At 60.5% G+C, this 26880-nt stretch carries 23 protein-coding genes and 1 tRNA gene; 14 read left to right on the top strand and 10 right to left on the bottom strand.

The annotated features are described in order from the left end of the window. The first annotated feature begins 24 nt into the window (after nt 1–24). Complete coding sequence (locus tag GSQ80_RS12505) at nt 25–702, top strand: lipid-binding SYLF domain-containing protein (protein ID WP_254059612.1); 678 nt, start codon at nt 25–27, stop codon at nt 700–702. A 349-nt stretch (nt 703–1051) separates the two neighbouring features. Then, a complete protein-coding gene (locus GSQ80_RS12510; RefSeq protein ID WP_158787945.1) occupies nt 1052–1279 on the top strand; it encodes a hypothetical protein in 228 nt (75 codons plus the stop codon). Nucleotides 1280–1450: 171 nt separating this feature from the next. Here GSQ80_RS12510 and GSQ80_RS12515 read toward each other — a convergent pair whose 3' ends face one another. The 4 genes from GSQ80_RS12515 to GSQ80_RS23760 all read right to left on the bottom strand — a co-directional run bounded on the left by GSQ80_RS12515 (nt 1451) and on the right by GSQ80_RS23760 (nt 10227). Beyond that, nucleotides 1451–2407 (bottom strand): trypsin-like peptidase domain-containing protein, encoded by a 957-nt coding sequence (locus GSQ80_RS12515; RefSeq protein ID WP_158787946.1) that lies wholly within the window; start codon nt 2405–2407, stop codon nt 1451–1453. A 9-nt stretch (nt 2408–2416) separates the two neighbouring features. Further along, nucleotides 2417–2920 carry a DUF4145 domain-containing protein gene (locus tag GSQ80_RS12520; protein WP_158787947.1) on the bottom strand — a complete coding sequence of 168 codons (504 nt, stop codon included), beginning with the start codon at nt 2918–2920 and terminating at the stop codon, nt 2417–2419. Nucleotides 2921–3134: 214 nt separating this feature from the next. Continuing rightward, on the bottom strand, nt 3135–6500 hold the full coding sequence (locus tag GSQ80_RS12525; RefSeq protein ID WP_158787948.1) for a vitamin B12-dependent ribonucleotide reductase: 3366 nt from the start codon (nt 6498–6500) through the stop codon (nt 3135–3137). 793 nt (nt 6501–7293) lie between these two features. Continuing rightward, the gene (locus tag GSQ80_RS23760; RefSeq protein WP_158787949.1) at nt 7294–10227 is read right to left on the bottom strand and encodes a protease pro-enzyme activation domain-containing protein; all 2934 of its coding nucleotides are present in this window, start codon (nt 10225–10227) and stop codon (nt 7294–7296) included. A gap of 384 nt (nt 10228–10611) precedes the next feature. On the opposite strand from GSQ80_RS23760, the gene GSQ80_RS12535 reads away from it, so the two are divergent. The 4 genes from GSQ80_RS12535 (at nt 10612) to GSQ80_RS12550 (ending at nt 14636) form a co-directional block, all read left to right on the top strand. Continuing rightward, entirely contained in the window at nt 10612–11214 is a 603-nt protein-coding gene (locus tag GSQ80_RS12535) for a YceI family protein (RefSeq protein WP_158787950.1), read from the top strand. A gap of 747 nt (nt 11215–11961) precedes the next feature. Beyond that, a tRNA-Ile gene (locus GSQ80_RS12540) sits at nt 11962–12037 on the top strand. A gap of 103 nt (nt 12038–12140) precedes the next feature. Then, complete coding sequence (locus GSQ80_RS12545; RefSeq protein ID WP_158787951.1) at nt 12141–13061, top strand: hypothetical protein; 921 nt, start codon at nt 12141–12143, stop codon at nt 13059–13061. Nucleotides 13062–13448: 387 nt separating this feature from the next. Beyond that, nucleotides 13449–14636: a sugar MFS transporter gene (locus tag GSQ80_RS12550; protein ID WP_158787952.1), complete on the top strand. Its 1188-nt coding sequence runs from the start codon at nt 13449–13451 to the stop codon at nt 14634–14636. Between the two features lie 41 nt (nt 14637–14677). On the opposite strand, the gene GSQ80_RS12555 is transcribed toward GSQ80_RS12550, so the two are convergent. Continuing rightward, nucleotides 14678–15178 (bottom strand): hypothetical protein, encoded by a 501-nt coding sequence (locus GSQ80_RS12555; RefSeq protein WP_158787953.1) that lies wholly within the window; start codon nt 15176–15178, stop codon nt 14678–14680. A gap of 110 nt (nt 15179–15288) precedes the next feature. Between GSQ80_RS12555 and GSQ80_RS12560 the strand changes: the two genes are divergently transcribed. Next, on the top strand, nt 15289–16272 hold the full coding sequence (locus tag GSQ80_RS12560) for a hypothetical protein (protein ID WP_158787954.1): 984 nt from the start codon (nt 15289–15291) through the stop codon (nt 16270–16272). On the opposite strand, the gene GSQ80_RS12565 is transcribed toward GSQ80_RS12560, so the two are convergent. Further along, entirely contained in the window at nt 16269–16751 is a 483-nt protein-coding gene (locus tag GSQ80_RS12565; RefSeq protein ID WP_158787955.1) for a YraN family protein, read from the bottom strand. The two genes, GSQ80_RS12560 and GSQ80_RS12565, sit on opposite strands and share 4 nt — an antisense overlap. A gap of 118 nt (nt 16752–16869) precedes the next feature. Here GSQ80_RS12565 and GSQ80_RS12570 point away from each other — a divergent pair, with 118 nt between their 5' ends. From GSQ80_RS12570 to GSQ80_RS12580, 3 genes are read left to right on the top strand one after another with little or no spacing between them, the layout of a single operon-like run. Beyond that, nucleotides 16870–18510 carry a CTP synthase gene (locus tag GSQ80_RS12570; protein ID WP_158787956.1) on the top strand — a complete coding sequence of 547 codons (1641 nt, stop codon included), beginning with the start codon at nt 16870–16872 and terminating at the stop codon, nt 18508–18510. Nucleotides 18511–18542: 32 nt separating this feature from the next. Further along, nucleotides 18543–19199 (top strand): DUF4230 domain-containing protein, encoded by a 657-nt coding sequence (locus GSQ80_RS12575; protein ID WP_158787957.1) that lies wholly within the window; start codon nt 18543–18545, stop codon nt 19197–19199. A 54-nt stretch (nt 19200–19253) separates the two neighbouring features. Then, nucleotides 19254–20480: an acyltransferase gene (locus GSQ80_RS12580; protein ID WP_158787958.1), complete on the top strand. Its 1227-nt coding sequence runs from the start codon at nt 19254–19256 to the stop codon at nt 20478–20480. A gap of 35 nt (nt 20481–20515) precedes the next feature. Here the strand turns inward: GSQ80_RS12580 and pyrH are convergent, their stop codons facing one another. Both pyrH and GSQ80_RS12590 read right to left on the bottom strand, forming a co-directional pair. Further along, nucleotides 20516–21220 carry a UMP kinase gene (pyrH, locus tag GSQ80_RS12585; protein ID WP_158787959.1) on the bottom strand — a complete coding sequence of 235 codons (705 nt, stop codon included), beginning with the start codon at nt 21218–21220 and terminating at the stop codon, nt 20516–20518. A gap of 102 nt (nt 21221–21322) precedes the next feature. Further along, nucleotides 21323–21895, bottom strand: coding sequence for a cytochrome c (locus GSQ80_RS12590; RefSeq protein ID WP_158787960.1), 573 nt, complete (start codon nt 21893–21895; stop codon nt 21323–21325). A gap of 246 nt (nt 21896–22141) precedes the next feature. Here GSQ80_RS12590 and GSQ80_RS12595 point away from each other — a divergent pair, with 246 nt between their 5' ends. The 4 genes from GSQ80_RS12595 to GSQ80_RS12610 all read left to right on the top strand — a co-directional run bounded on the left by GSQ80_RS12595 (nt 22142) and on the right by GSQ80_RS12610 (nt 24980). Further along, complete coding sequence (locus tag GSQ80_RS12595; RefSeq protein WP_158787961.1) at nt 22142–22903, top strand: TIGR00266 family protein; 762 nt, start codon at nt 22142–22144, stop codon at nt 22901–22903. A 106-nt stretch (nt 22904–23009) separates the two neighbouring features. After that, a complete protein-coding gene (locus tag GSQ80_RS12600; RefSeq protein ID WP_158787962.1) occupies nt 23010–23531 on the top strand; it encodes a DUF4870 domain-containing protein in 522 nt (173 codons plus the stop codon). A gap of 73 nt (nt 23532–23604) precedes the next feature. After that, on the top strand, nt 23605–24510 hold the full coding sequence (locus GSQ80_RS12605; protein ID WP_254059613.1) for a dienelactone hydrolase family protein: 906 nt from the start codon (nt 23605–23607) through the stop codon (nt 24508–24510). A gap of 215 nt (nt 24511–24725) precedes the next feature. Then, nucleotides 24726–24980, top strand: coding sequence for a GlsB/YeaQ/YmgE family stress response membrane protein (locus GSQ80_RS12610; RefSeq protein WP_158787964.1), 255 nt, complete (start codon nt 24726–24728; stop codon nt 24978–24980). Nucleotides 24981–25056: 76 nt separating this feature from the next. Here GSQ80_RS12610 and tsf read toward each other — a convergent pair whose 3' ends face one another. Both tsf and rpsB read right to left on the bottom strand, forming a co-directional pair. Further along, nucleotides 25057–25722, bottom strand: a complete 666-nt coding sequence (gene tsf, locus GSQ80_RS12615) for a translation elongation factor Ts (RefSeq protein WP_158787965.1) — start codon at nt 25720–25722, stop codon at nt 25057–25059. 138 nt (nt 25723–25860) lie between these two features. Further along, the gene (gene rpsB, locus GSQ80_RS12620; protein WP_158787966.1) at nt 25861–26793 is read right to left on the bottom strand and encodes a 30S ribosomal protein S2; all 933 of its coding nucleotides are present in this window, start codon (nt 26791–26793) and stop codon (nt 25861–25863) included. Nucleotides 26794–26880 lie beyond the last annotated feature (87 nt).

Below are 26880 nucleotides of genomic sequence, written 5' to 3' on the forward strand. Positions count from 1 at the left end.
GACGCGACATTCTGGGAGGTTCTTGTGAAGAATTGTGTTCGCGTCATTTCCATGTTCGCCGTACTGGCCGTTCCCGTGTTCGCTCAGAGCAAGTTCGATGATCGCCTGAGTGAGTCAGCCGAAGTTTTGCGGCAGATGTCCAAACCCAGCGCTATTCCACCCTATGTTCTGAATCGTGCTGTCTGCGTGCTTGTTTTCCCGATGGTGAAGAAGGTCGGGATTGGGATTGGCGTGAGCTACGGAAGAGGCGTGTTGGTGTGCAGAAAGGGCGCCGACATGAACGGACGCTGGTCGGCTCCTGCAATGTACAGACTCAATACCGGCAGCCTTGGCGTGCAGCTAGGGAGTTCGGCGACGGATTACGTTCTGGTTGTTGACACCCAGCGCGGCGCGCTCAAGATTCTCTCAGGGAAGCTGAAGCTGGGAGCTGACGCGAGCGCGGTTGCGGGCCCGACGGGAGCTAAAGCCGTTGCGGCAAATGATCCTAACGTAGACATCCTGACGTATTCCCGTGCGAAGGGCGGCCTGTTCGCGGGCGCTTCGCTGGGCAGCGCGTCGATGGATTCTGACGACGACGCCAACAAGGCTATCTATGGCAAGGATATCGACGCGACGCAGATTATCCGGAGCGAGAGTGTGCCGTCGTCGGGTCAGGCCATCGTCGACGTGCTGACAAAGCTGTCGCCGACGCGGACTCAGTAATTTGCGGTGATTGCTGATGCTGGCGTGGCAGAGGCTGAACGCTTTTGCTGGCTGGCTGGCGAAGGATGGTTGTGAGAAGGTGCAGGAGTCGGATACCGACTCCTGCACCTTTTTGCTTGACCACAAAAGCGGCTACGCTCGGAAGGGACCTCGAGGGCGGGTGTTTCTGGGGGTGTGGAGTTTGGGTGGTGGAGAGTTGCAGGCGATAGGCACCCAGCTATGTTGGCTACCGTTTCCGTGAGCCATGGAGTGACAAGGTGTTAAACATTTATCTTTTGCCTTACGTCTTCTTTATGGGTTGGCTGTTGAAATAGTTCTTGTCGGTGTTAAGCGCTGACGGAGCTGATCCATGAATACTTTTCGCACACGTAGACCCCTGCTGGTGAAAGCGAGCCAATGCACCCATGATGACTCGATCGTTACTGATGTTGGGAAGCGTCCTGTTCACACCGGGGACTGGATCATCGAAGGTGAAAATCACGAACAGTATGTCGTGGACGATATCTTCTTCCAGCGTACGTTTGTAGCGACTCCCTGGGAACCTGCCGAACAGGAGAAAAAGCAGTACGGCTGCTAGCGCTCTGCGTGCGAAGACGCAGAGCGTGGGAGTGTGGGTGGGGTGGCATGGAGGAAGGCAATTCAGTCGTTTCGCCTGCGGCTTCACTCCGGCCTTCGGCAGAGTGGAACCCACTCATCCGCGAGAAGCCGCGTATGAATGGGGCACCCGGCATTCGGCTCCTCCTAAGCCTCATTTGTGGCCTTGGCTGGCTGTGCTGTAATGCCCTTTGACAATACCTGGCAGCAAGTTGATGGTTTCTATAATTGCCGATGCCGGTTCGAGGACCGCAAGGTGCATGTCGGCGAGGTTCGGTTCGTTGGAGTCGCCTGACCCGTGATTCACGGCGACCTGCGCGGTTGGGGAACCGTATTCCTTCTGTATCACCAACCCGATTAGGGAGAGATGGGATAGAGCTGAGCCAAGCATCCTTCCTCGGCCAGGCGATTCTGCTAAGTATGCTGGGCCGCCGCTATTGCCGCCGTAGACCGGAAAATCCAGATAGAGCGGGCGCGATGACGCTGTTGGGAGTATCGGGTAGGACGCTATGCGGGCCATCCTCAATATCGGAAACCCAAATTGGGAACTGAGATCGAGCGGAAATCCCAGACACATTACTTCGTCGCCTGGATGTATTTGGTAATCCTTCAGCAGACTATCTGGTGCGAGCCAGTCTGTCGGCACTAACGGAGATATCAAATGCGCTTCTACGCGTCGATCGATTAGATCGAGGATCGCCACGTCCGCAATCGGATGGTGAGCCCACAACGGTCTGCCTCTATCGCGGATTCTGATGGGGACTTGTGTTTCTGTCCAAACGCCGCCTTCATATGTCCTCATGTCAAGAAGAGCTGTGTCGCCCACGGTCTCTGCGAATACATGCTGCGCAGTAATGAGTACGGGTCTCGATTGAGTCGGCTCCTTCGAACCGTCGTCAATGGGGATTCCAAGCACGAAACCGGTGCCCACTGTTGTCTTACCCGGCGTGGTTGAAGGCGCCTGAATTCGATAGGTGGATTCAACCATTATGGTGTTCCACTCTATCGGATAGAACTTGCCGGTAACGTCGGCTCCGTTGGTAGTTTGGGGTGTTTGGGCCAACACGGCTGTCGAACACGCGACAATCGCGAAGGCTATTCTTGTGAGCATATTCGGGTGCTACTTCCCATCTTTGTCGACAGTGCCTGCAGCCAGTGGAACGTTATCTGGCATGTCTTTTTTTAATTCCAGTGTTCTAAGCTCCATCTCGATCCAGCTGACCGTGAGGGCGATCAGATTTTTGAGGTCCTTGATATCTTTGCCCTCCCAGAGGCGCACATAATGGGTCTCGTCGTTTCCGAGCCAAGCCGCGCGTTTGGCAACGAGCTTGACGTTTTCGTTCTTAACGTATTTCTCGATACAGCGCCCGAGGAAAAGCCCACGAATATCCGCTTTGGCTTTTTCGTCCTCGTATTGAGATATCAAATAATCCTTGACGAGGAACTCAAGAGCCCTGCGGTATCCGACTCCCGCTATCTCACTGAGCGGCTGCGCTTCCGCTGCTTCAGCTTGGCCGTAAATGTTTGCAAACGACGGCGAGATTTCGGCTACTAGCTTGGGTTGCGTTGTTACGAAGTGGGTCGCCGGAAGACAAAGTTGTAGATGCGCTACTCCGCTGGACACTGTATAGCGCGCAATGAAAAACCTTGAACAACTCGTTCGTGGACACCGATAGGTTATTTCTGCGTTGCCGTTTGTGCAATAGTCTGTGTTCGTTTCGATGGGTACTACTGACGAATGACAGACCGGGCAGATGTCAGGCGACCGGTCTATCTGAAGCTGTATTTTGTTGGTCGAGTTTGCTTGAGTGAAATTTCTCGGTGGCATCGTCTGTGGCCTAGCTGCAGCCGCTGGTGGAGCCGCATTCCATGCAGCGGTAGCAGGAGCCGTTGCGGGTCATTAGGCTGCCGCAGGTGCTGCAGCTGGGGGCGTCGCCCATGTTGTACATGGATTGCATCGCCGAGGCTGTGTGGAAGACGCTGCGGTCTACCGTGTCGAGGGGGTGGGTGGAAGCGGGGCCGCCGGTTTCAGCGAAGGAGGAGAGGCCGGCCGAGGCTTCGAGGTCCCTCGAGATCAATGCCTGCGGCTCGCTTGCGATTCCCTGCTGGGGTGGGGTGCGGTCGGAGTGCTGGAAGGCTTCGCCGTGGAGCTCGTGGGTGGCGGGGGTTGCTTGAGCGGTGGTGGCATCACCAAATGCAGGGGTCTCTCCACTGCGCGGCGCTTCGGTCGAGATGACGGCGGAAGGAAGGGTCGGCGCGAGGGTTGGCTGCTTCAGGTTGGCGAAGAGGTCCAGCTGCTGGCCGCTTAGGAAGCGGAGCTGCATCCAGCGGAAGAGGTAGTCCATGATGGACTTGGCGTAGCCTAGCTCTTCGGAGCCGGTCCAGCCGGAGGGCTCAAAGCGGGTGTGGGCGAACTTCTCGACTAGCACCTTGAGAGGCACGCCGTGTTGGAGGGCCATGGAGATGGCCGTTGCAAACGAATCCATTAAGCCGGATATCGTAGAGCCTTCCTTGGCCATGCGGATGAAGATTTCTCCCGGGGCGCCGTTGGGGTAGAGGCCGACGGTGATGTAGCCTTCGTGGCCGCCGATGCCGAACTTGTGGGTGATGCTCATGCGCTCGGCGGGGAGGCGGTGGCGGACGGCGCGGGGTGGGGCCTGGGCGTCGAGCGCGTCGGCGTTCTGGGTGGTGGAGAGGATGTGGGCGGCGAGCGCGGCCTGGACTTCGGCTAGCTGCGATTTGGCAGAGGCGATCTCGAGCTGCGAGGCGGTGAGCGCGGCGGTGACGGCGTCGAGTTGCGCGATGGCTGCGGCGTCGGCGGCTTTCGACTCGGCGTTGACGCTGGTTCCCTTCTTGTCGGCGTCGGTTTGGGCGGAGACGTTGAGGGGCTGGGTGCCCTTGCTGCCGTCGCGGTAGATGGCTACGGCCTTGAGGCCGAGGCGCCAGGATTCGGTGTAGGCGTCGGCGATGTCCTGGACGGAGCAGTCGTTGGGGAGGTTGACGGTCTTGCTGATGGCGCCGGAGAGGAAGGGCTGTGTTGCAGCCATCATGCGGACGTGGCCTGTCCAGGCGATGGTGCGGGTTCCCTTCGCGGGCTTGAAGGAGCAGTCGAATACGGCGAGGTGTTCGGGCTTGAGCGAGGGTGCGCCTTCGATGGTGCCGGTGGCGTCGATGTAGTTGACGATGCCTTCGACCTCGGACTCCTTGTAGCCGAGCTTGAAGAGGGCGCCGGGGACGGTGTTGTTGACGATCTTGATCATGCCGCCGCCGACTAGCTTCTTGTACTTGACGAGGGCGAGGTCGGGCTCGATGCCGGTGGTGTCGCAATCCATCATGAAGCCGATGGTGCCGGTGGGGGCGAGGACGGTGACTTGCGAGTTGCGATAGCCGTACTGCTCGCCGAGAGCGAGGGCGGAATCCCAGGCGTCCTGGCTGGCCTGCTTGAGCTCGGCGAGTTGGGGGGCTACGAAGCCGGCGGCGTCTTCGTAGTTGGACGAGCCGTTGGGCTTGAGGGAGCGGTCGATATTGTTGACCTCGGCGCGGTGCATGCGGATGACGTCGAGGAAGGGCTCGCGGTTGACGTAGAAGCCGGGGCAGGCGCCGCCGGTGATCTCCGTTTGCTGCGTGAGCGGCGTGGCCGCACCTAGCGCGGGAGCGGTGGCGGCGAGGCGCGCGGACTGGGCATAAGCATCACCACACAAGATTGCGGTGAGTGTTGCCGCGTAGGCGCGACCGGCGTCCGAGTCGTAGGGCAGGCCGCGATCCATGAGGAGCGCGCCGAGGTTTGCATAACCGAGGCCCAGCGGGCGGTAGTCGTGCGAGTTCTTGCTGATTTGCTCGGTGGGGTAACCGGCTGCGTCCACGATGATTTCCATTGCGGTCGTGACGACGGCGATGGCGTGACGGTAGGCGGGGATATCGAATTGGCCGCCGGGGGTTAGGAACTTCATTAGGTTGAAGGAGGCGAGGTTGCAGGCGGAGTCGTCGAGGAACATGTACTCGCTGCAGGGATTGCTGGCGTTGATGCGGGCGGTGTTCTTGCTGGTGTGCCAGCGGTTGATGGTGGTGTCGTACTGCATGCCGGGGTCGCCGCACTGCCAGGTCGCTTCCGCGATCTGGTGCATGAGGTCCTTGGCGCGGAACTCGCGGACGGGCTCCTTGCCTTTCACGGTGCGGGTGGTGAAGGTGCTATCGGTTTCTACTGCGTGCATGAACTCGTCGGTGACGCGGACGGAGTTGTTGGCGTTCTGGAAGAAGATGCTGGTGAAGGCTTCGGAGTCGGGGCCGGAGCCGTCGAAGCCGGCGGCCATGAGATGCCAGGCCTTCTTCTCTTCCTTCACTTTGCATTGGATGAAGTCTTCGATGTCGGGGTGGTCGATGTTGAGGACGACCATTTTTGCGGCACGGCGGGTCTTGCCACCGGACTTGATGACACCGGCGAAGGCGTCGAAGCCGCGCATGAAGCTGAGCGGGCCAGAGGCGGTTCCGCCGCCGGAGAGGGTTTCCATGCTGCCGCGGATGGAGGACAGGTTGGAGCCGGCGCCCGAGCCCCACTTGAAGAGCATGCCTTCGGTCTTGGCGAGGGTGAGGATGCTGTCGAGGGAATCTTGGACGGAGTTAATGAAGCAGGCGCTGCACTGCGGGCGCGAGTAGCCGGTCACGCTGAAGGCTACCTTGCCCTGCTCGGCGTCCCAATGCCAGTTCTGCGCGTCGGAGTTGGGCTCGAGGCGGTCGCAGCCTACGTTGAACCAGACGGGCGAGTTGAAGGCGGCCTTCTGGTTGACGAGGAGGTGGGTGAGCTCGGCGAAGAAAATGTCGGCATCTTCCTGGGAGGCGAAGTAGCCGTCGCGCATGCCCCAGTCGCGGATGGACTCGGCTACGCGGGAGATGAGGTCGCGGACACCCTTTTCACGCTCGGGGGTGCCTACCTCTCCGTGGAGGTATTTGCTGGCGACGATGTTGGTCGCGGTGACAGACCAGTCGGAGGGGACTTCGACGGCCTTCTGCTCGAAGACGAGGCGGCCTTTGAAGTCCTGGATGATGGCGTCGCGGAACTCCCAGGTGAGCTCGTCGAATGGGTTGACGCCGGGTTTGGTGAAGTAGCGCGAGAAGTGGAGGCCCGGGGCGGAGCTGTGTTGGCTGGGGGCAGCGGCGGGGGTGGTGGTTTGCTCGGCTGCGGCGCTGGATTGGATCATGTCGGCCATGGGGTGGTACCTCTCGAGAGAAAAACTAGAAGATCTGGAAAGCGAAAAACGAGAATATCTGCCGGATCGAGATCCGGGGGGTTACCGTTGACGGCGTGAGTCAGGTTCCGGGCCTGGTGAAGGACGTTCCTCCGAAAGAGCGGACGGGAGGGGTGCGTCGTGGATCCTTTAGTGGCGGTGTGAGCCAAGGAGTCAGGCGCTGCACCAGAGCTGCGGGTGAGGATGAAAGTAACGCCTCATCTGGTACTAGTCAAGTATAAAACAACTAGATGTTGTGGTGTAGAAGTAGATACTCCCTGACGCGGGGAAACGGGTCTTTGACTTCGGTTTTTCTAGGGTTTTGCTGTGGAAAGTTCGTGAATGCCGCGTGAATTGCGGGGTTTCGTCTTTAGTTAATAGGCGATGAATCAAGGGTACGGCGCGGAGGGTGGGAGCGCAAGGAGGAAGTGTAGGGAAAAGAGGCGGATTGGGTGGAAAAGTCCGACGGTCCTGTGCGGATGGCGAGGGTCAATTTGGAGTGCCTGTTTGGGATACGAGGAAGTCCCAGGGGCTAAAGCCCGGGAGTTGGGCGGGTAGGGGATGTCCGGGCTAAAGCCCAGACCTATCTCACGTGCAGGAGCAAGAAGCCCGGACCTGTCTCACCTGCAAGAGTAGAAGCCCGGACCTGTCTCACCTGCAAGAGTAAGAAGCCGGGACCTGTCTCACCTACAAAGCAAGAAACCCAGACCTATCTCACGTGCAATAACAAGAAACCGGGACCTCTCGGAAGGGCGAGAGCCGCCGGCCAATCCGGTTAGCTGACCGTCAGGACGATGGTGGTGGCGCTGGTGGTGGCACCGCTGGTGCCGGTGATGGTGAGGACGTAGGTGCCGGCAGGGGTGTCGTTTGTGGTGGTCGTGATGTTGTTGGTGGCGGTGCTGTTGCCGCCGCAGCCGGTAAGGGCCAGACCGCTAAGGGAGAGAGCGAAGACGAGGCCGAGGGTGAGGCCGGCCGTCAGGAGCTTTGAGCGCAGGCGGCGGGAGCGGCGGCGCAGGGTGAGCAGAAGGAAGGCGCCGGCGAGGGAAGCCGGGAGCGGGAGCTGCTTCCAGGGCGAACGGGGGCGACCCGGGGTGTCGGAGGAGGCTTTTTGAACGCCAGGCCGAGCGGCGGCGGTGCCACTGCAGGAGGCGGCGCTGGTGTAAATGGTGTAGCTGGCAGTGGCTGCGGCCGCGCCGGTGATGGAGGCCGTGGGGCTGACGACGATGCAGCCATCGGCTGGGGAACCGCTGGAGCTGAGCGTGACGGTGCCGGTGAAGCCGCCGGAGGGAGTGATGGTGAGGGTGCCTGTCGTCGAGGCTCCGGAGGGTACCGTCGGGCTGGGGGAGCTGGCGGTCACGTTGAAGTAGCCAGGGGTGGAGGAGCCGCCGACGTTGAGGGTGAGGGTGCCTGTGGAAGCGGCGAAGACGGTGTCGCCGGGAAAGGTTGCGGTCAGGACATGTGCGCCGGGGGCGGTGGAGCTGAAGCTGTAGGTGGCCACGCCATTGGTGAGAGGAATGGTGTTGGAAGCGCCTCCGTCGACTGCGAGGGAGATGCTGCCGCTGGGAACCAAGGTGGTGGCGGTGAGGGCGGCGACGGTGATGGTGATGGTGTCGGTTGCACCGGTGGCAGGTGTGCTGGTGGCCGCGGTAACGGTGACGCTGGAGGCGAGCAAGGAGCTGCCGGTGGAGTTAGGCCAGGCGTTGAGGAGGTTGAAGAAATCGATGGAGCCGAGGCCGGAGGCTTCGTCGTAGCCGGTGACGGCAGCGTAGTCTGTCGTCCCGGGAGAAGCACAGTAGGAGGCGCCGGAGAGGCACTGATTGCCGCCGGAGGTGATGTCGTGGAAGGCGGTGGCGTAGGCCGAGGTGGCGGCGATGGAGTAGAGGGTGGAGTTGAGGACGCCCTGGCCGGTGGAGTTCCTGGCCTGGTTGATGATGGCGACCAGGGCGGAGAAGGTGGGGGCTTCGAAGCTGGTGCCGCCGCCGGCGGTGAGGTCGCCGGTGGAGGAGTCACGGAGGCCATTGTTGCAGCTGGCCTTCTGGCTGCTTTGCCAGAAGGTCTTGTCGCTGGTGCAGAAGGCGAGGGGCGCGTTGAAGGGAGAGGCCGTCATGGCGATGTCCGGCACCATGCGTTGGCCGGGACTGGCGATCGCTACGCCACCAACGGTTCCCGCCTGCCAGGCGGGCTGGGCGGTATAGATGCTGACGCCCCCACCACCTGCCGAAGTAGGACTGCACTCACTGACGGGGTCGGAGGGAGCGCAGGAATCTGCCGTAGCTACTACGTCGTCGTTCCAGACCATCTCGGGGATGTAGGATTTCGCCGAGCTGACGATGTCGGTGGAGGATTGGGCGTCGAAGTAGGTGTTGTTGCCGATGCCAATGTCGGCCGTGGGAAACTCGGTGCCGCCTACGCCGGTGACGTACTGACTGCTGGCGGGAAAGTCGACGGCCAACTGCTCATTCTGGGCCGCGGTTTTGTACTCGCCGTAGCAGTCGGTGGAACCGCTATCGCCGGCGGCGGAGACGACGGTCTGGCCCTGGGCGGCGGCCTGCTCAAGGGCCGCGTTGAGTTCGGTGTAGTTGGACTGGCCGAGGTTGGGTTCGCAGTCTCCGTAGCTGGAGCTGATGATGGGCGCGATCTTCTCATCGATGGCGTACTCGATGGAGTTGAAGGCGCCGAAGTTGTTGTTGTTGCCGGTGTAGACGAAGTAGACTTGCGCGCCCTTGGCGATGGTGCTGGAGTACTCGAGATCGAGGTCGGACTCGGCTTCATCGCCGTCGTCGTAGACCTCGGAGGTACCGGAGTCGGGAACGAGGACGATGATGGGCGTCTTGCCGGGAATGTTTACAGCCGCCTGGAAGTTCGAGATGTCGCTGAGGTTGACGGCGGACTGTCCGATGACGGCGATGGACTGGTTGGAGCCGGAGAGACCGGAGTTGTAGGCGGGAGTGATGTCGTAGATGGTGGCGAGGTCGCCGGGTGTGAGGAAGTGGCCGCCGGTCTGGCTGGAGGTGAAGCGGGGCTGCGCGGCCTGGGGTGCGCTGCGGAGGATGTGGGGGATGAGGTGGAAGTCTGAGAGGTTGCCAATGGCGAGCACGGAGGAGGCGAGCGCCGCGGGGAGGGTGAGGTCGGCTGAGGGGGCGAAGTGTTTCTGGGCGGGCTGGAGGGCGGTGGCCGGAGTGAGATAGTAGTGCAGCGGAGCGCCGAAGGCAGAGGCTACCTGGGCGGCGGTTCCGGAGAACAGGATGCGGTTGCGGCTGCGCGAGACGGAGTCGATGGAGAAGCCCTGCTGCTCGAGCCAGGATTTTGCGGCGGCGATGTCGGAGTCGGCTACGCCGAACTGCGCGGCGTACTGGTCGGGGGTAATCCACTGGTGGTAGAGGGGGGAGGCGGGGTTTTGCTGGGCGGCGACGAGGGCGTCGAGGGCTGCCTGTTGGGCGGCGCTGCGGCTGAAGAGTAGGGAGATGCCGTGGAGCTGGAGGCTGCTGGGAACGGTGCCCAAGTCGTCGGCGGCAGCGGCGCGTGGGGGACGCGAGCCGGCGAGGCTGGCGCGACTGGAGGCATCGATGGGTGAGGTGATGCGCGGCTGCAGCCTGGCGGAGGTGTCTTGCGCGATGGCCGGGGTGGAGACGCAGAGAGCGAGTGCGGTGCAGAAGACAGTCAGCAGCGAGAGCGGCTGGAGGGAACGATGCATCGAGAGACGTTTCATGAAGGCCCTGACTCTTGGTTTAATGGCGGCAACTCTTGGTTTCAAAGCACTGCAGTGGAGAGGAAAACTAAGGGCCTAAGGGTAGACGGGTAGCCGTCGATTTTGTAGTCCTGCTGTTGGAGACGGCTCCGGCTATCAATAAGGTTACAGCCCGGAGGGGTTTGCGGACACTTTCGGCGAGCCGCAGGTGCGGGGCACGGGTTCCGGACGGCCCGAGGAGGGATTGCTCGGAGATAGTATTGGGAGCGCGAAGATGACAGATTTTTCAGGTTTTCTCTAAGGCTAAGTGTCCGGAAATCTGTGGATCGACGGGGATCAGTCAGCATCTATATGCTCTGATCGGCAGGAAAATTTCAAACATAAGACTTTATGGAGGAAACCTTGATGAAGCGCATTAGTGTGGCGGGATGGACGGCGGCGATGGCATTGGCGTTGGGCACGGGCGTGATGGGCGCGCAGGCGACGCAGTGGAAGATCGACCCGATGCACTCGGAGGCTGACTTTGCGATCAAGCATATGGCGATCAGCACGGTGCATGGGTCGTTCCATGGGGTTTCGGGCACGATCACATTTGATCCGGCCAATGTGGCGAAGTCTAGCGTGGAAGCGACGATTCCGGTGGACACCGTGGATACGGGCGTGGCGCCACGGGACACTGATCTGAAGAGTCCCAGGTTCTTCGACGCGACCAAGTTCCCTACCATGACCTTCAAGAGCACCAGTGTGCACAAGGCCGGCGACCACTATGACGTCGCGGGAGATCTGACGCTGCATGGCGTGACGAAGCCCGTTGTGCTGAAGCTCGAGGAGCCGGGCAAGGAAGAGATCGGCATGGACAAGAAGAGCGTGCATCGCGGGTTTACGGCGACAACGACGATTAATCGCCAGGACTTTGGATTGGCGTTCAACGGCACGCTGAGCAGCGGGGATGCGGTGCTGTCGGATGAGGTTAAGATCGAGATTGATATTGATGCAGCGAAGATCTAAGACGTAAACGCTTTCGGAAGTGAGATACGTTCGCGCCGTTTCCTTGTTGTGAGGGGCGGCGCGAGGCGTTTGCGGTGAATCAAGGCAATCGTAGATCAACTCTGCCGGATGAGTAACTCGTCACACGGACGCGTTGAAGTAGCGTTACCGATAGCCGATCGCGATCCGACGCCTTCGAGCGGACAACGATCGTAGTGGTCAATTCGGCACGGAGGGCCTATTGATGAGAGCTCACTCGGCAACGGGACTTCTTGCAATCGTGCTGATCGCGACTGGCTGTCAGACGCATACAGGGCGCACTGCGGAAGGGGCTCCTCAGGCAGTTGCAACTACAGCGCGAGTGATTCCAGACGAGTGGCTGGGCCGGTGGGATGGACCTGAAGGAACCTTTCTCCACCTATCCAGAACGGGAGCGAAGTACACGATTCTGATACAGGATCTCGACGGGCCAAGGACCTTCGATGGTGTTGATGATCATGGGCGCGTGCGATTCGTGCGCGATGGCAAGACGGAATACCTTGTCGCCGGCGACGGCCACGCGTCGGGGATGAAGTGGCTTGCTGATAAAAAGAACTGCCTACTGACGAGAGCCGGTGAAGGATGGTGCCGGGACTAGAACGCAAATCGGCACGCGGGCTCTAGCATCGGCTAGCTGGTGAAAGTAGACAGTGGGAAGCATGTGCTTTGTGATGCACTCGCTACGCCATACAATGCTGATTAGGCTCGGCGAGCGCGTACGTCATGGAAGGGCCTGTAGCTCAACGGTTAGAGCAGGGGACTCATAATCCCTTGGTTGGGGGTTCAAATCCCTCCGGGCCCACCAACCTTCCAATTCGAGACAGGGAGAATCCTTGCCCGTTACCCATCTGAATATTTTTAGAGGCTTTGATTGTTGCGCGTGCTTCAGGCACTCGCGGAGATGGCGCTTGCGGATTTTGATCGTGGCGACGGGCTTGATGTTGCTGCCGATGACGTATGCGGTGCCGCAGGAGCCTGCGCAGGGCGAGGCTGCTGAAGTTGCGGCGTTGATGGCTCGCGTGGGGGCACCGTCGCCGACGGCTGTCGACGAGTTTAAGAAGGCGGGGATGGATGAGGTTCGGCCGCATGTGTTGACGGCTACCGAACGAGCTAAGGTGGCGAGTGTGCTGGCTTCGCTGCCGAAGCTGAACAGGCGGGTGCTAGAGAAGAGGCTGCATTCGCTGGCGTTTGTCGATGGGATTCCAGGGGAAGGTACCGGGCTGACTTCTCCGATGGGAAAGACAGGGCTTTATGACATCACGCTGCGCGCCAGCATTTTGGACGAGCCACTCTCTACCTTTCTGACTACCAAGGAACAGAGGGTGTTTACGAAGGATGGATCCGGGGTCACGGTCACGGTGACTGGGACAGGCACCGATGCTGTGACGTACGTGCTGCTGCATGAGTCCACGCATGTAACGGATTTTGCTTGCGGCATTACCGCGCAGCCGCAGAGTTGGTTTGGAGTGGGCGTCTGGGCTAGCCAAACGGCGATGGTGGCTCCGTTGGCGGATTCGATTGCGGCGAAGACTTACTTTCGCGGAGGGCAGCGAGTCTCGATGGGACAGGCGGCAACGGTGTATGACGCGCTGGCTCAGACTCCCTTTGTGAGTCTGTATTCAACTGCGGAGCCGCAGGAGGATCTTGCGGAGTTGGTGGCGTGGCGCGAAATACAGAAGGAGCACCACGGGGACCTCGTGATCACTGTGGGGGATGCGCACGGAAAGACTTTGGGGCAATGGGCGCCGTTGAGCTTCCCTGCAGTGCAGAAGCGCTTTGCGGAGGTCGACAAGCTGCTTGAGCTGCAGGGGCCGTGCAAAGGTTTATGAACTCGAGGCGAAAGCTGGCCGCTAACTAAATCTATAGAAGCGCTGATCACACCGGTCGCAGCGATAAGGGTACAAGTGGAGCAAGCTGAGGAATCGATCGAACGGGTAACGATGCGCGCGGCGGACTTCGGCGGACGTCCTGCACGTGCTGCAGCTTGGCACCATAAGCATAGGATGTCACCTTTGGCAGGACGGCCACAAAAACTTGAAAGAATCCCGCGGTATGTGTCCTTCCTAACTCGAGAAAATGTCGCACGGCATCCCTTAGGAGGGGTCTCGATACTAACTTCTCGCTACTAACATAGACTGGCAGTGCGAGCGCCGGGCTCATGGCCCTCTGGGATGTCCATGTCTTTTCGGGCGCTTCACTCTGGTTTGGGAGCGTCGGTGAGCGGCATAGTGTGGAAGGATATTCGGCGCAAAGCTTTTCTGTATGTGGCATTCATCGCCACCGGTGTCGCGCTTACGATTCCAGGGGCGTTGCTGCCGCTGCTGCTGGTGCGCTGGTCGATGAACGATGCGCGCGGTGGCCTGCTGCTCTTTAGCTTTTACGCCGTGGGCTCGTTTGGTTCCTACTATGCGCGCGGACGAATGAACTGGTCGGTGGCGCGGGGGGCGGTGCTGACGGTGCTGGGGGCGATTTGCCTGGGATGGGCGGGGCGGTGGACGGCCTACGGCGCCATCGCGCTTTATGGGCTTGGCCTGTCGCTGACGATGACGTCGATCAGCTTGCTGCTCTCGCAGCGTTTTCCGGAGCAGCGGAGATTGGAGCTGACGCGGCTCAATCTGGTGTGGGCGATTGGCGCGGCGCTGGGGCCTTGGGTTGCGCTGCGCTCCACGCGGGGCGCGGCTACCACTCAGGCGGCCGCTGTTTTCCATGGACAACATGTTCTGCTCGGTGTCGCGATCTTCTTCGCGGTGGCTGCGGTGTGGTCTGTGGTGATGGAAGCGAGTCCGACTGTTTCGGTAAAGGCGGCGGCGGCGAGCAAGCGGGATGTTGGTAAAGGACCGGGTGTTCCTTGGCCGTTGCTGGTGCTGATCTTCGGGGCGACGGGCGTAGATGCGGCTGCGGGCGGCTGGTTGACGTCGTATGCGCAGCGCGCAGGTGATTCACTGGGCATCACGATTGGCGCGGCCACTTTTCTTTGGCTGGGCTCGCTGGTGAGTCGGATCGTACATTCCACCAAGTGGGCATCGCGACTGCCGGAGCGGGCGGTGCTGGGTTCGAGCATGGTGGCGATGACGGCGGCCCTGGCACTGCTGCTCGCATGGCCGGCTGGCATTGTGACGATGGTGGCGGCAGCGGTGCTTGGACTTGCGGCAGGGCCGGTGTATCCGCTGGTGATTGCTGCAGCCCTGCGACACCGGGAGAACTCTACGGTATTTGCGGTCGCTGGCGTGGGCGCATCGATACTGCCGCTGGCCACGGGGGGGCTGTCGAACTGGACGCACTCGTTGCGCGCGGGCTTAGGAATTCCGCTGCTGGCGGCAGCCGTGATGGCGGTGTTGGTCGCCGTTTCGGGCAAGGCGCTGCAGGGCAAGGGTGAGACGGTGACTGAGGCGCTGATTGGCTGACTTGCGCACGGATCAGGCGCGCGTCGTTTCAATTCTGTCGCTCAATATTTGAAGACGTACGGTGCAGGCCAGGTCATGGTCTTGTCGGCGCGGTTCACGTGCATGAAGATCTTGTGATCCCCGTTCACGGTGGTCGCGACGATGACGCCACTGCCGAAGGTACCTTTACCCGCAACTACAGATTTGTCGACGTGATGCGAGGTGATGGGGCCGTTAACGGGACTGTCGGTGGTCCAGTCGTCGGTGAAACGCGCGAGGGGATAGCCGCTGTATTTGGCAGGCTGCTGCTGCCAGTCGGGATCGTTGTAGTAGATACCGTAGGCCTTGGCGTAGTCCTTGGCTTCGAGGGCGTCGAAGAAATTGCTGACGCGATGCTCATACCCGAGGTTGGTGAAGAGCCAGCCGTGGCCGGAGACGTAGCCAACCAGTGCAACTGCGCCCAGTAAGACAATTGCGAGGATCGCGCCAATGATGATGTTGCGCCGACGGTCGTCGCGGGCGGGGTCGTATGCGGGTGCATCCATCAGATCGGTCAGGCTCATCGTGCGGCGCTCCTTTTGGTGATTCGCTATCATTTGCATTAGACACCGGAAACGGCAAAACTGCTTCCTCGCCGGTCGCCGGTTTCAGCAATTGACTCCCTGGAGTAGCGATGCAAGGTCGAGAGAAGATCGGTTGGGCCGACTTTGCCGGATTGATCGTCAGCGGCGTAGCTGCGGCTATAGCACCGCTCCAGGTGCTTCTGCTGGCGTTCGCGTTTCTTGGACCCTTCCACTACCTGACCGAGATTGCGTGGCTGCGGAAAAAGCAATTTTACTTCGCGGAAGGCATTGTCTCCTCGCGCATGTACGTGTTGCTGGCCATCGCCATGGCCGCGCTGACGGTGCTGGAGCGCCTGCTCAAGCAGGACTTCACCGCGTGGATGGTCGGTCTTCTGCTCCTCCTTTCGCTGAGCGTGTGGGTGCGGAATGTGTATGCGATTCTGGCCATCGCCGTGGCCGCGGTTGTGACTGCATTTTTCCTGCGAACGTGGGTGTACTTTGTCGCAGTGATGGTGCCCACACTGGTGCATGTCTTCTTCTTTACCTGGACGTTCATGGTAAGTGGAGCGCTGCGTGACAAGCGGGCGAGCCTCGCGAAGTGGGTGAACCCCACGCTGATGGTGGTGATTCCCCTGCTCCTGATTTTCCTGCCGATGCACTATGCCGCGCCCACCGGAATGTGGCTCCGCGGAGAGGCGGATTCGTTTGGGGCGATCCACTACAAGCTGGCGGGAGACCTGCACCATACGATGACGCTGAATGCGCAGCTATTGAACGATCGTGTGGTTGCCGGACTGCTGCGGCTGTTCGCGTTCGTGTACCTGTTCCATTACCTGAATTGGTTTGTGAAGACTGAGCTGCTGCAGTGGCACAAGGTTTCGCGCCGGGGATGGACCATCATCGCCTTGCTCTATATCTCGTCCATGGGAGTGTATGTGTGGAACTTCCGCATGGGCTTTGTGGTGTCGACTTTCCTGAGTATGCTGCATGTGCTGTTGGAGTTTCCTCTAAACTGGCATACGCTGCGGTTCGTTCTGGGGCGGATGCGCAGGGGCAGCCTGCACGAGAAGGCGGCCGCGCAGGCGGCGGCTTAGGCTCTCGCGCTTCTGAACGCAAAGGCCGAGCGAATCTGCTCGAACTCGACGCCGGTTGGAAGCTGGTAGACGGAGAGAATGTCGAAGCGGACGGCGATGCTGGTGCGCGTGGGGGCGGGAAACTGGCGGAGGTAGGCCGAGGCCATTTTGCGGAGGATTTGCTGCTTGTGGGGGTCGACGGCGGTCTCGGCTGGCGCGAAGGCTTGTTCTCGGGAGGGTGCGGTGCGGGTCTTGACCTCGAATATCACCAGGGTGGGGCCGTCCCAAGCGATGAGGTCGAGGTCGCCGGCGAGGCGTTCGGTGCGCCAGCGACGGCCGACGATGGTGTAGCCGAGGCGGCGGAGGTGGAAGTAGGCGGCATCTTCTCCGCGCTCGCCGGTGAGCAGGTGGGCCGGTTTCAGGCTCTTGCGGCCGGCAAAGGAGCGCAGTGCACCATAAGCGCGGCTTTCGAGCGCGAGGGTGAGCGAATTCAGCGTCATAGTTCTTCCCCTACCTGGAGGATAGACCTGGGCGGACGACATCTCCACAGCGCTCGCGATATACTTGATCGTGCACACCGAGCACAACCAAAACCACCCACCAAAAGAGGTAGCGGCTATGTCAGCAAAGTACATCTTTGTGACCGGCGGAGTTGTGTCGTCGTTAGGCAAAGGTTTGGCGGCAGCGTCGATTGGCTGCCTGCTTGAGGCGCGCGGCCTGCGCATCAACCTGATGAAGTTCGATCCGTACCTCAACGTCGATCCGGGAACGATGAGCCCGTTTCAGCATGGCGAGGTATTTGTCACCGACGACGGCGCCGAGACCGACCTCGACCTGGGGCACTATGAACGGTTCACTCACGCGAAGTTGTCGCGCGATAACAACCTGACTACTGGCCGGATCTACGAGCAAATCATCACTAAGGAACGGCGGGGTGATTATCTCGGCAAGACGGTGCAGGTGATTCCGCACGTCACGAATGAGATTAAGAACGCGATGCGCAAGGTGGCCGGCGACTGCGATGTGGTGATCGTCGAGATTGGCGGGACCGTCGGCGATATTGAGTCGCTTCCCTTCCTCGAGGCGATTCGGCAGATGCGCCAGGAGATGGGCCGGGAGAACACCTGCTTCGTGCACGTGACGCTAATTCCGTGGATCGCCGCTGCGCAGGAGTTGAAGACCAAGCCAACGCAGCATTCGGTGAAGGAGATGCTGAGCATCGGTATCCAGCCGGACATTTTGCTTTGCCGCGCGGATCGCGCCGTGCCGCGCGAGATGCGGCAGAAGATTGCTGCGTTCTGCAACGTGGAAGAGGCTGCGGCAGTGGTGGCGCGCGATGTGCCGTCGATTTACGAGGTGCCGCTGAACTTTTACAAAGAGGGTGTCGATGCGCTGGCGATGAAATATCTGCGGCTCGAGACCAAGGAGCCGGACATGTCCAAGTGGGAGGACATTGTGCGGCGCGCGTATAACCCGAAGGACGAGGTGGAGATCGGGATCGTCGGGAAGTATGTGGAGTATGAGGACAGCTACAAGTCGCTGAAGGAGGCGCTGGTGCATGGCGCGCTGGATGCGAATTTGAAATTGAAGGTGACGTGGGTTGAAGCGGAGGGCCTGGAGGTCGAGGGCTACGAGTCGCAACTGGCGGGCTTCGATGGCATTCTTGTGCCGGGTGGCTTTGGTAAACGCGGGATCGAAGGCATGCTGAATGCCATCAAGTATGCGCGCGAGAAGAAGGTGCCGTACTTCGGGATTTGTTTGGGAATGCAGACGGCGTGCATTGAATTCGCGCGCAATGTTTGCGGTTTGGCGAAGGCGAATTCGGGTGAGTTCGATCCCGCAACGCCGCATCGCATCATCTATAAACTGCGCGAGTTGATTGGCGTGGAAGAGATGGGCGGGACGATGCGACTGGGCGCGTGGGATTGCGTGATGGAGGCGGACTCGCTCGCCGCGAAGGCTTATGGCAAGACGAACATCAGCGAGCGGCATCGCCACCGTTATGAGTTTAATCGTGAGTATGAAGCTGTCCTTACGGGCGGCGGATTGCGTCTAACTGGAACGACGCCGGATGCTACGTACGTCGAGATTGTTGAGATTCCGGATCATCCTTTCTTCCTCGGCTGCCAGTTTCATCCGGAGTTCAAGTCGAAGCCTCTGGAGCCGCATCCGCTGTTCAGAGAATTTGTGAAGGCGAGCTATGCCAATCGCGGCCTGGTAAAGGCAGAGGCGATGGTGCGCTCGGAGGTTCAGGCGTAGATGCGAGCGATGACGCAGGTGATGAGACAGCGATGACGATGCAGTACAGCTACGGGCGGCAGCGCGGATCCGGCGCGTTCTTTGGCGTGTTGGTTGCGCTGATCCTGGGCGCGGTTGCGCTGGGAATGTTTGTGCATCATGCGCGGTCGGGTCTCGCGGGCAAGCTCGCGGGCATGATTACTGGACGGCCTTTGACGATCGTGTCTGCGCCGGATGTGGTGGAGAAGGTGCAGCAGCTGAATCGGCTGGAGACGGTCGTCTATTCGCTCGATACGGTGGTGGAGGGCAACGAGTCGAACCCCGTGTTGCCTGACGTGTTGACCGGGGACAAGCTGCTGATGATTGTCCACGGACAGACGATTGCGGGTATCGATATGAGCAAGCTGCAGGCCGATAGCGTGCAGATTACCGAAGGCTCGCAGGGACGGTCGATTCGTTTAACGTTGCCGCCGTCGCAGGTGTTTCTTACGTCGATCGATGTGAACAAGACGCGGGTGTATGCGCGCGATACGGGATTGCTGGTGAAGGCCGATCCGAACCTGGAGACGCAGGTGCTGAAGAATGCGCAGGCACAGTTGCAACAGGCCGCGCTGAGCGATGGAATTCTGGATGCGGCGAACAAAAATGCAAGAGCGACGGTGACGGCGATGCTCGGAGGATTGGGATTCGAGCATGTCGAAATTCGATAGATTTCGCAAAGTAAGAGGAACTTCCGTCGATTCGCCAGCGTCCTATGGTGAGAGATGCAAGCTGTGATCGCAGAAGCACCAACGGCGCCGACGTCTACGGGAGAGCAGGCAGGCGAGCTGCAGCCGCAGAAGTATGTGCGGAAGCCGGCGCTGCCCGCGATCACTGGTCTGCGCACGCTGCTGGCGATCACGATTATTCTGTTTCACTTCACGCCGTCGGGACTGACGTGGACTCAGCATCCTTCGATTACGCTGTACCCGCTGATTAATATCGGATATGTATTTGTCAGCTTCTTCTTTTTGATTTCGGGATTCATCCTTGCATATAACTATGCGGGCCGGCCGGAGCCGATGAACGCGGTGGACTTCTGGGTGGCGCGGTTTTCGCGGCTGTACCCGGTGTATGCACTGACAATGGTGATCTCGATTCCAATGCTGATGGCGGAGTGGGCCATCCGGTCGCGCACTGAGTTCTGGATGGGCGCTATTGCGACGCCACTGCTGGTGCAGGGATTTTTTCCGCATCTCGCAACCTTCTGGATGACCGTTACGTGGACGCTGTCGTGCGAGGTGATGCTGTACATCGCGTTTCCGTGGCTGCTGAAGCTGCCGTGGCCGCGCAGCACGGGCAAACTGCTGGCGCTGGGGATTTTCTTCTGGGTGGTGGGATTGATTCCGCACTCGATCTACGTGCTGCGCGATCCAGACCACTTTGGGCACGCCGCCGGTCGTTACAACGATGGGCTCTGGATTAACACGCTGAAGTACACGCCACTGCCGTACGTGTGTACGTTTCTGGCTGGACTCACACTGGGCCAGTTTCATGCCGCGGCGCGATTGACGGCGCGGGCTCGGGTCGTCGTTGGCACGGTGGGCTTCGTGGGCGTGTGGTTTGCCGCCTATCATCTGGCCGATACGATGCCCTACATCATGGTGCATGGCGGCCTGCTCACGCCTCTATTTGCGGCCATTATTCTGGGGCTCTCTGGGCCGAGCGCGTTGGCGAGTCTCTTCTCGTGGGAGCCGCTGGTGGCCGTCGGTGCCTCGACGTACGCGCTGTACTTGCTGCACTTCAACGTCTATCTGTTGCTGCACAACTATCACGTGCTGGACAAGCTGCATCTGACGCGGTTCGATCCGTGGATCTCGTATGTATTTGTGATTCTGTTGGCGGTCGCGGTGCGCAAATGGGTGGAGCATCCGGCGCAACAGGCGATTGGGCGGTGGTGGAAGCAGCGGCAGGCGGCGAAGGTGGGGAGCGCGGCGATCCCTGTCGGCTAGTTCTTTCGCTGGCCCAGGAAATGGGTTCGCGGTGGTTACGCCGTTACGAGCGAGCCGAGCTTTTGGCCTTCGATGACGCGGAGGATGTTGCCCTTCTCGCGCATGGAGAAGATGATCATCGGCAGGCTGTTGTCCTTGCAGAGCGAGACCGCGGTGGTATCCATGACCTGCAGACCTAGCTGAAGGATTTCCATGTAGGTGATCTGTTCGAACTTCACGGCGTCGGCTACCTTTTTGGGGTCGGCGTTGTAGATGCCGTCGACGCTGGTGGCCTTGAGGAGGACCTCGGCGCCAATCTCCATGGCGCGCAGGCTGGCGGCGGTGTCGGTGGAGAAGTAGGGGTTGCCGGTACCGGCGGCGAAGATGACGACGCGGCCTTTTTCGAGATGGCGAATGGCGCGGCGGCGGATGTAGGGTTCGGCGACCTGGTGCATCTGGATGGCACTCATCACGCGCACATGGATGCCGGTTTTTTCGATGGCATCCTGCAGGGCAATCGCATTGATCACTGTCGACAGCATGCCCATGTGGTCGGCTGCGACGCGATCCATGTGGATGGCCTGCTCGGCGACGCCGCGGAAGAAGTTGCCGCCGCCGACGACGATGCCGATCTGACAGCCGGAGCGGGCCGCTTCGGCGATTTCATTGGCGACTGCACTGACGAACAAAGCGTCGACACCGAAACCACGGCCAGCGGCCAGGGCTTCTCCGGAGAGCTTGAGGAGAACGCGTTTATACATGCTAATGACCAGTGTACAGGGTGGGGTCTGTGGTTTTGCCGCACGGCGAATGATCGTCAGAATTCGGAAGAATGCGTTGGTATGGGACAAAAAATCCTGGCGCTATTGTCCCTTCAGCATGCCGGTGACCGGGTCGGGGAGCTGCTCATTGGCATGCTTGAGCAGGAGCGCGACGTCCCACATCTGGTCTTCGCTCAGGACGCCCTTGAAGGAGGGCATGCCGGTGAGGCGGATGCCGTTCTTGATCTTCCAGTAGGTCTCGCCCGCCTCGTCGTCACTGACGCCGACAACGTCGCCGTGGCTGTGCTTCTTCCATAGCTGAGGAGCGTCCGGGTACATATTTTTGGAGAAGGCGACGTCCTTGCCGGGAACGCCGTGGCAGCTGGCGCATTGCAGCTTGTAGGCCATGGCGCCAGTCTCGTAGACATCTTCGCTGATGGCGAAGGGCGGCTGTTGCATCTCGTGGTCGATGCGCGCACCGAGCGGCACGTGAACAATGTCCGCCTCAAACGGAAGCGCCTTATCGGTGACCGCAACCGGCGGATTGCCGAACTTGAGATAAGCCCACCCGCCAACGAAGACAAGAACGAAGGCGAAGACGAAGCCGAGGAAAAACTTCAGAAACCCACCAGAACCACTTGCACTTGACCTGCTTCTCGACTTGCCTGTTGCCATGTTGCGTTCTCCCTCGCGCTGCCTCTCGTAGTGTACTTCGTGGATGTTGTAGCCTAGACGGCGTCGCAGTAAAGGGAGATCACAAATCCGCGATCGGGGAAGGCGGATCCAGACGTTATGCGATGGGCATAAACTTTCTTCCTGACCTTGGCTGGCGCGGAACTTTGCGGCCGCTGGGAGCGTAGGATATTTTGCAAAGCTGCGTGTTGGAGAGGCAAACCGCGCGCGCGAAAGGATTTCTGAATCATGCAGAGCCGAATTGTTGGAACCACGATGCCGGTGCTGGAAGCGCTGTTGCAGCCCGGTGAGAGTTTGATCTCAGAGGCTGGCGAGCTTAGCTGGATGACCCAGACCGTCGCCATGACGACACACACGCAGATGGCTGGCGGGGGCGGGATCTTTGGCGCGATCAAGCGCGTGGCCGGCGGCGGCACGCTGTTCATGACCGAGTACACGGCCCAGGGCTATCCGGGCGAGGTGGCGTTCGCGGCGAAGATTCCCGGACACATTTTGCCCATCGAGGTCGGGCCGGGGCACGAATTTTTGATCCATCGCCACGGCTTCCTGTGCGCGACGCCGCAGATTCAGCTTGGCGTCGGCTTTCAGCAGTCGCTGGGCGCGGGCATCTTCGGAGGGGATGGGTTCCTGCTGCAGAAGCTGACTGGCGTCGGTACCGCATGGCTCGAGTTGGGCGGCGAGGTGGTGGTGCGCGACCTGCAGCCGGGCGAGACGCTGCGCGTTCATCCCGGGCACGTGGGCGCTTTCCAGGCCAGCGTGAGCTTCCAGATCACGCGCATCCAGGGGATTCGGAACATGTTTTTTGGCGGGGACGGCATCTTCCTGGCGGCGCTGACCGGGCCGGGCCGCATCTGGCTGCAGACTCTGCCGCTGGCCAACCTGGCACACGCGCTGCAGCCCTATTTATCGACGGGGGGCAGTGAGGTGAGAAACGTCGGCACGGCGGCGGTGCTGGGCGGGATCGTTGGCAGCATGTTCGAGAACCGCTGAGGCAGATTTCAGCGCCCGTCACCGATTGTCATGGAAACCTCTCGATGGCTGTGCTAGCCTTTCGCTCAACGTAGAGCTAAATGATTCTCCCAACGGGAGCTACACGATGAGCGACGAGGATTTCACGACTCCACCTTCGGGCCACGAGAGCAACGAGCAACCAGCCGTCGAGCCAGCCTGGGGAGCACCGCAACCTAGCTCCGCGGACGCAGGCTATGTGCCTCCGCCTCCACCACCGCCCGGCTACACGCAGACCGCGTACCCGCCTCCTCCGCAGCCTGGCTATGTGCCTCCGCCAGCGGCAGGGGCAGGGCTCACCGACACGGCAGCCAGCGCCCTGGCTTACATCACGTTCATCCCAGCCATCATCTTCCTGGTGCTTGCGCCGTATAACGAGAAGCCGGTGATCAGGTTCCACGCATACCAGGAGCTCGGCCTGACCGTCGTCCTTATATGCCTGCACGTGATCGCGATCATCCCGGTGCTGGGCTTGTTTATTTACATCATTGGGAGCATCGCGCTGCTGGTGGTATGGATACTTTGCATCGTCAAAGCTTCGCAGGGCGGCGCGTTCAAGCTTCCGTTTATTGGAGACTTTGCGGCGCAGCAGTCCGGGTATCGCATCTAGCGACTTGCCGGCAGCAGTTGGGCGTTGCAGAGACGGACAAGGACGACGTAGACTCGCGGACATGATGCGAGTGATGAAGGTCTGTTCTATTGTCGTCGTGGCGGCCCTGATGGGGTCGTCTGCTGTCTCGTGCTCCGCGCAGGATTGGGCCAAAGCAACGTTGGCGAAGAGTCCTCGGCATGGCGAGTTTGTCACCGTCGCGGAAGCGAACGGGCGCAAGCTCCAGGTGTGGGTCGTCTATCCGCAGGTAAAGACCAAGGCGCCGGTCGTCGTGATGATCCACGAGATTTTTGGGTTGAGCGACTGGGCACAGGAGATGGCCGACGAGCTGGCAGGCGCCGGCTATATTGTGGTCGAACCAGATTTGCTGAGCGGGTTGGGACCGGCCGCTGCAGCCATGGCCGCGCCCGCATCTCCGGGTGCGCCGATGGATCACGATCATATGGGACAGGGTGGGGCTGGTGCGGCGTACGTGACCGCTGAGCCGGGCGGCACGAGCGCGTTTCCTGATCGCAATGCCGTGGTGCGGGCTGTCTCTTCCCTGCCCGATGCGCAGGTCATGGCCGACCTCGATGCCGTAGCCGATTACGGCAAGAAGCTTCCGTCGGCCGACGGCAAGCTTTATGTCGCGGGATTCTGCTGGGGCGGAGGCAAGTCGTTCCTGTTTGCCACGCATCGCGGCGATCTTAGCGGGGCGTTTGTCTTTTACGGACCACCACCGCCGGCCGATGCAATGAAGAATATTACTGCTCCGGTCTATGGGTTTTATGCTGGCAACGATGCGCGGATCAGTGCGACGATTCCACAGACCGTCGCCGATATGAAGGCCGCTGGCAAGGTCTATGAGCCGGTGACCTATGACGGCGCGGGGCACGGATTCATGCGGGGTGGCGAGGCTCCTGATGCGGATGCTGCGGATTCCGCGGCGCGCGCACAGGGATTTCGGCGGTTCGTAACGTTGCTCGGGGGCGTTCGCTAAGCGCGGCACGGGGCTAGGTAAGCGCTTGCGGTTCTGAGCGCTTGTCCTACCTGGTCCTTCATCTGTGGGACGACGGACCCGCAAGTTTAAAATTTGGCGCTTGTGCGTGCGAGGCTCCGAGGACAATAATATTCGGACGCGTACCCATGGACGGTAGGCGCTGGATCATGCTTCAATCTTGACCGGACCACAATTCGTATTCGAAAGGAACTTCTATGCACGGAATCATTTGGTGGATTCTAGTTGGCCTGATTGCGGGTTGGTTGACCGGCAAGGTGATGAGGGGCAGCGGTTTCGGTGTCATCGGCGACATCGTCATCGGCATCCTCGGGGCGCTTGCGGGAGGCTTCCTGTTCAGCCATCTCGGCTTCGCCGGCTCGGGTGGGCTCTTCTACAGCATCTTCGTGGCGTTCCTTGGCGCGGTTATCCTGACCTGGCTCTTCCGGCTGGTCACGGGCAATCGAGCCTGAGTCGAATACAGTTGCAACGACAAAGAGCCCGTGAAATCTCCCGGGCTCTTCGCTTATTGCGTGAGGTTGAAAGTGCTTAGGCTGCCGGCTCGTCGGAAACGACGACCTTCGCTGAGGCGACCGTGAAGCTGGGCTCGCCGATCTTGAAGCGCGCGAAGCGGCGGACGCTGATGTTCTCGCCGAGCTTGGCGACCTTCTGCGCGATGAGCTGCGCGATGGTGAGGGTCTGCTCCTTGATGAAGGGCTGTTCGAGCAAGCAGACTTCCTCGTAGAACTTGCCCATCTTGCCTTCGAGCATCTTCTCGATGATGTTGGCGGGCTTGCCGGTGGCGGCTGCCTGGGCGCGATAGATTTCCTTCTCGCGCTCGATGTCCTCGGGCGTGACCTCGTCCTTGCCAACGTAGCGGGGATCGACCGCGGCGATGTGCATGGCGATGTCCTTGAGCAGCTCCTGGAAATCTTCGGTGCGGGCTACGAAGTCGGACTCGCAGTTGAGCTCGAGCAGCACACCGATCTTGCCGCCGGCGTGGATGTAGGTGCCGACTGCGCCCTCGTTGGTGGAGCGGCTGGCCTTCTTGGCAGCCGATGCCATGCCGCGCTTACGCAGCACAACAAAGGCCTCTTCCATGTCGCCCTTGGCTTCCTGCAGGGCCTTGAGGCAGTCGCCCATGGGGGCGCCGGACTTTTCGCGGAGTTCCTTGACGAGCTTGGCGTCGATCTTCACAGCTTCAATTGTAGACATAATCTTCCTTCTCAATTCTGGAGCAGCGCACAGGGCGCATGCGTATTTTGCGAAAATGGCGCGGGCCTGGGCCCGCGCCATGATTCTAGGGCTCGGCCATTACGGCACGGCAAACGCCGTGACCGCGCGGCCAACGATCTAGGCGCTAACCTCTGCAGCCTCAACCTCAGGCTCAGCGTCCGCAGCGGCAGGAGCCTTACGGATGCCACCGCCGAGAGCGGCGTTGAGATCAATGGTCTCGTCCTCGATGTCCTCGACCGACGCCTCAGCCGTGCCGGCTGATTCGTGGACTTCGGTGATCGCGTCATCACCTTCCTCACCGAGGAAGTGCGACTCGGTCTCAAGTGGGCGAACCTCTTCGAGCTCGTTGGCGAAGGCCTTGTCGGAGATCATCTGCGTGCCTTCGTAGGCCGAGTCCGCGATCTTCGTGGTGAAGAGGCGAATGGCGCGGAGAGCATCGTCGTTGCCGGGGATCACGTAATCGACAACAGTCGGGTCGCAGTTGGTGTCGACGACCGCGACGACCGGGATGCCAAGCTTGCGAGCCTCGGCTACGGCGATTGCTTCGTTGTTGGAGTCGATGACGAACAGCGCGTCAGGGAGGCGCTTCATGTTCTTGATGCCCGAGAGATTGGTCGACAGGCTCTTGCGCTCGCGCTCAAGCTTGATGACTTCCTTCTTGGTGAGCAGCTCATAGCGACCGTCGGTGGACATGTCGTCCAGCTCCTGGAGACGCTTGACCGACTTCTGCACCGTGACCCAGTTGGTCAGCAGCCCGCCCAGCCAGCGGCTGTTGATGTAGGGCATGCCGGCGCGCTTGGCCTCTTCGGCCACCGCATCCTGCGCCTGGCGCTTGGTGCCGACGAACAAAACCAGCTTGCCGGACGAGGTGAGGTCGGTGACGAACTTGGACGCTTCCTTGAACATCTTCAGCGTCTTCTGCAGGTCGATGATGTAAATTCCGTTGCGCTCGCCGAAGATGTATTCCTTCATCTTGGGGTTCCAGCGCTTGGTCTGGTGGCCGAAGTGGACACCGGCTTCGAGCAGTTCCTTCATCGTAATGCTGGCCATAGAGGCTCCTTATAAACGCATCGCTTGCGCTGCGACGTGAAGCGATTGAGATCCCCGAGGGGAGATTGAAGTCCTTGCCATCGGCGC

Origin of the sequence: Granulicella sp. L46 (assembly GCF_009765785.1) — a bacterium.
Taxonomy (GTDB): Bacteria; Acidobacteriota; Terriglobia; order Terriglobales; family Acidobacteriaceae; genus Granulicella.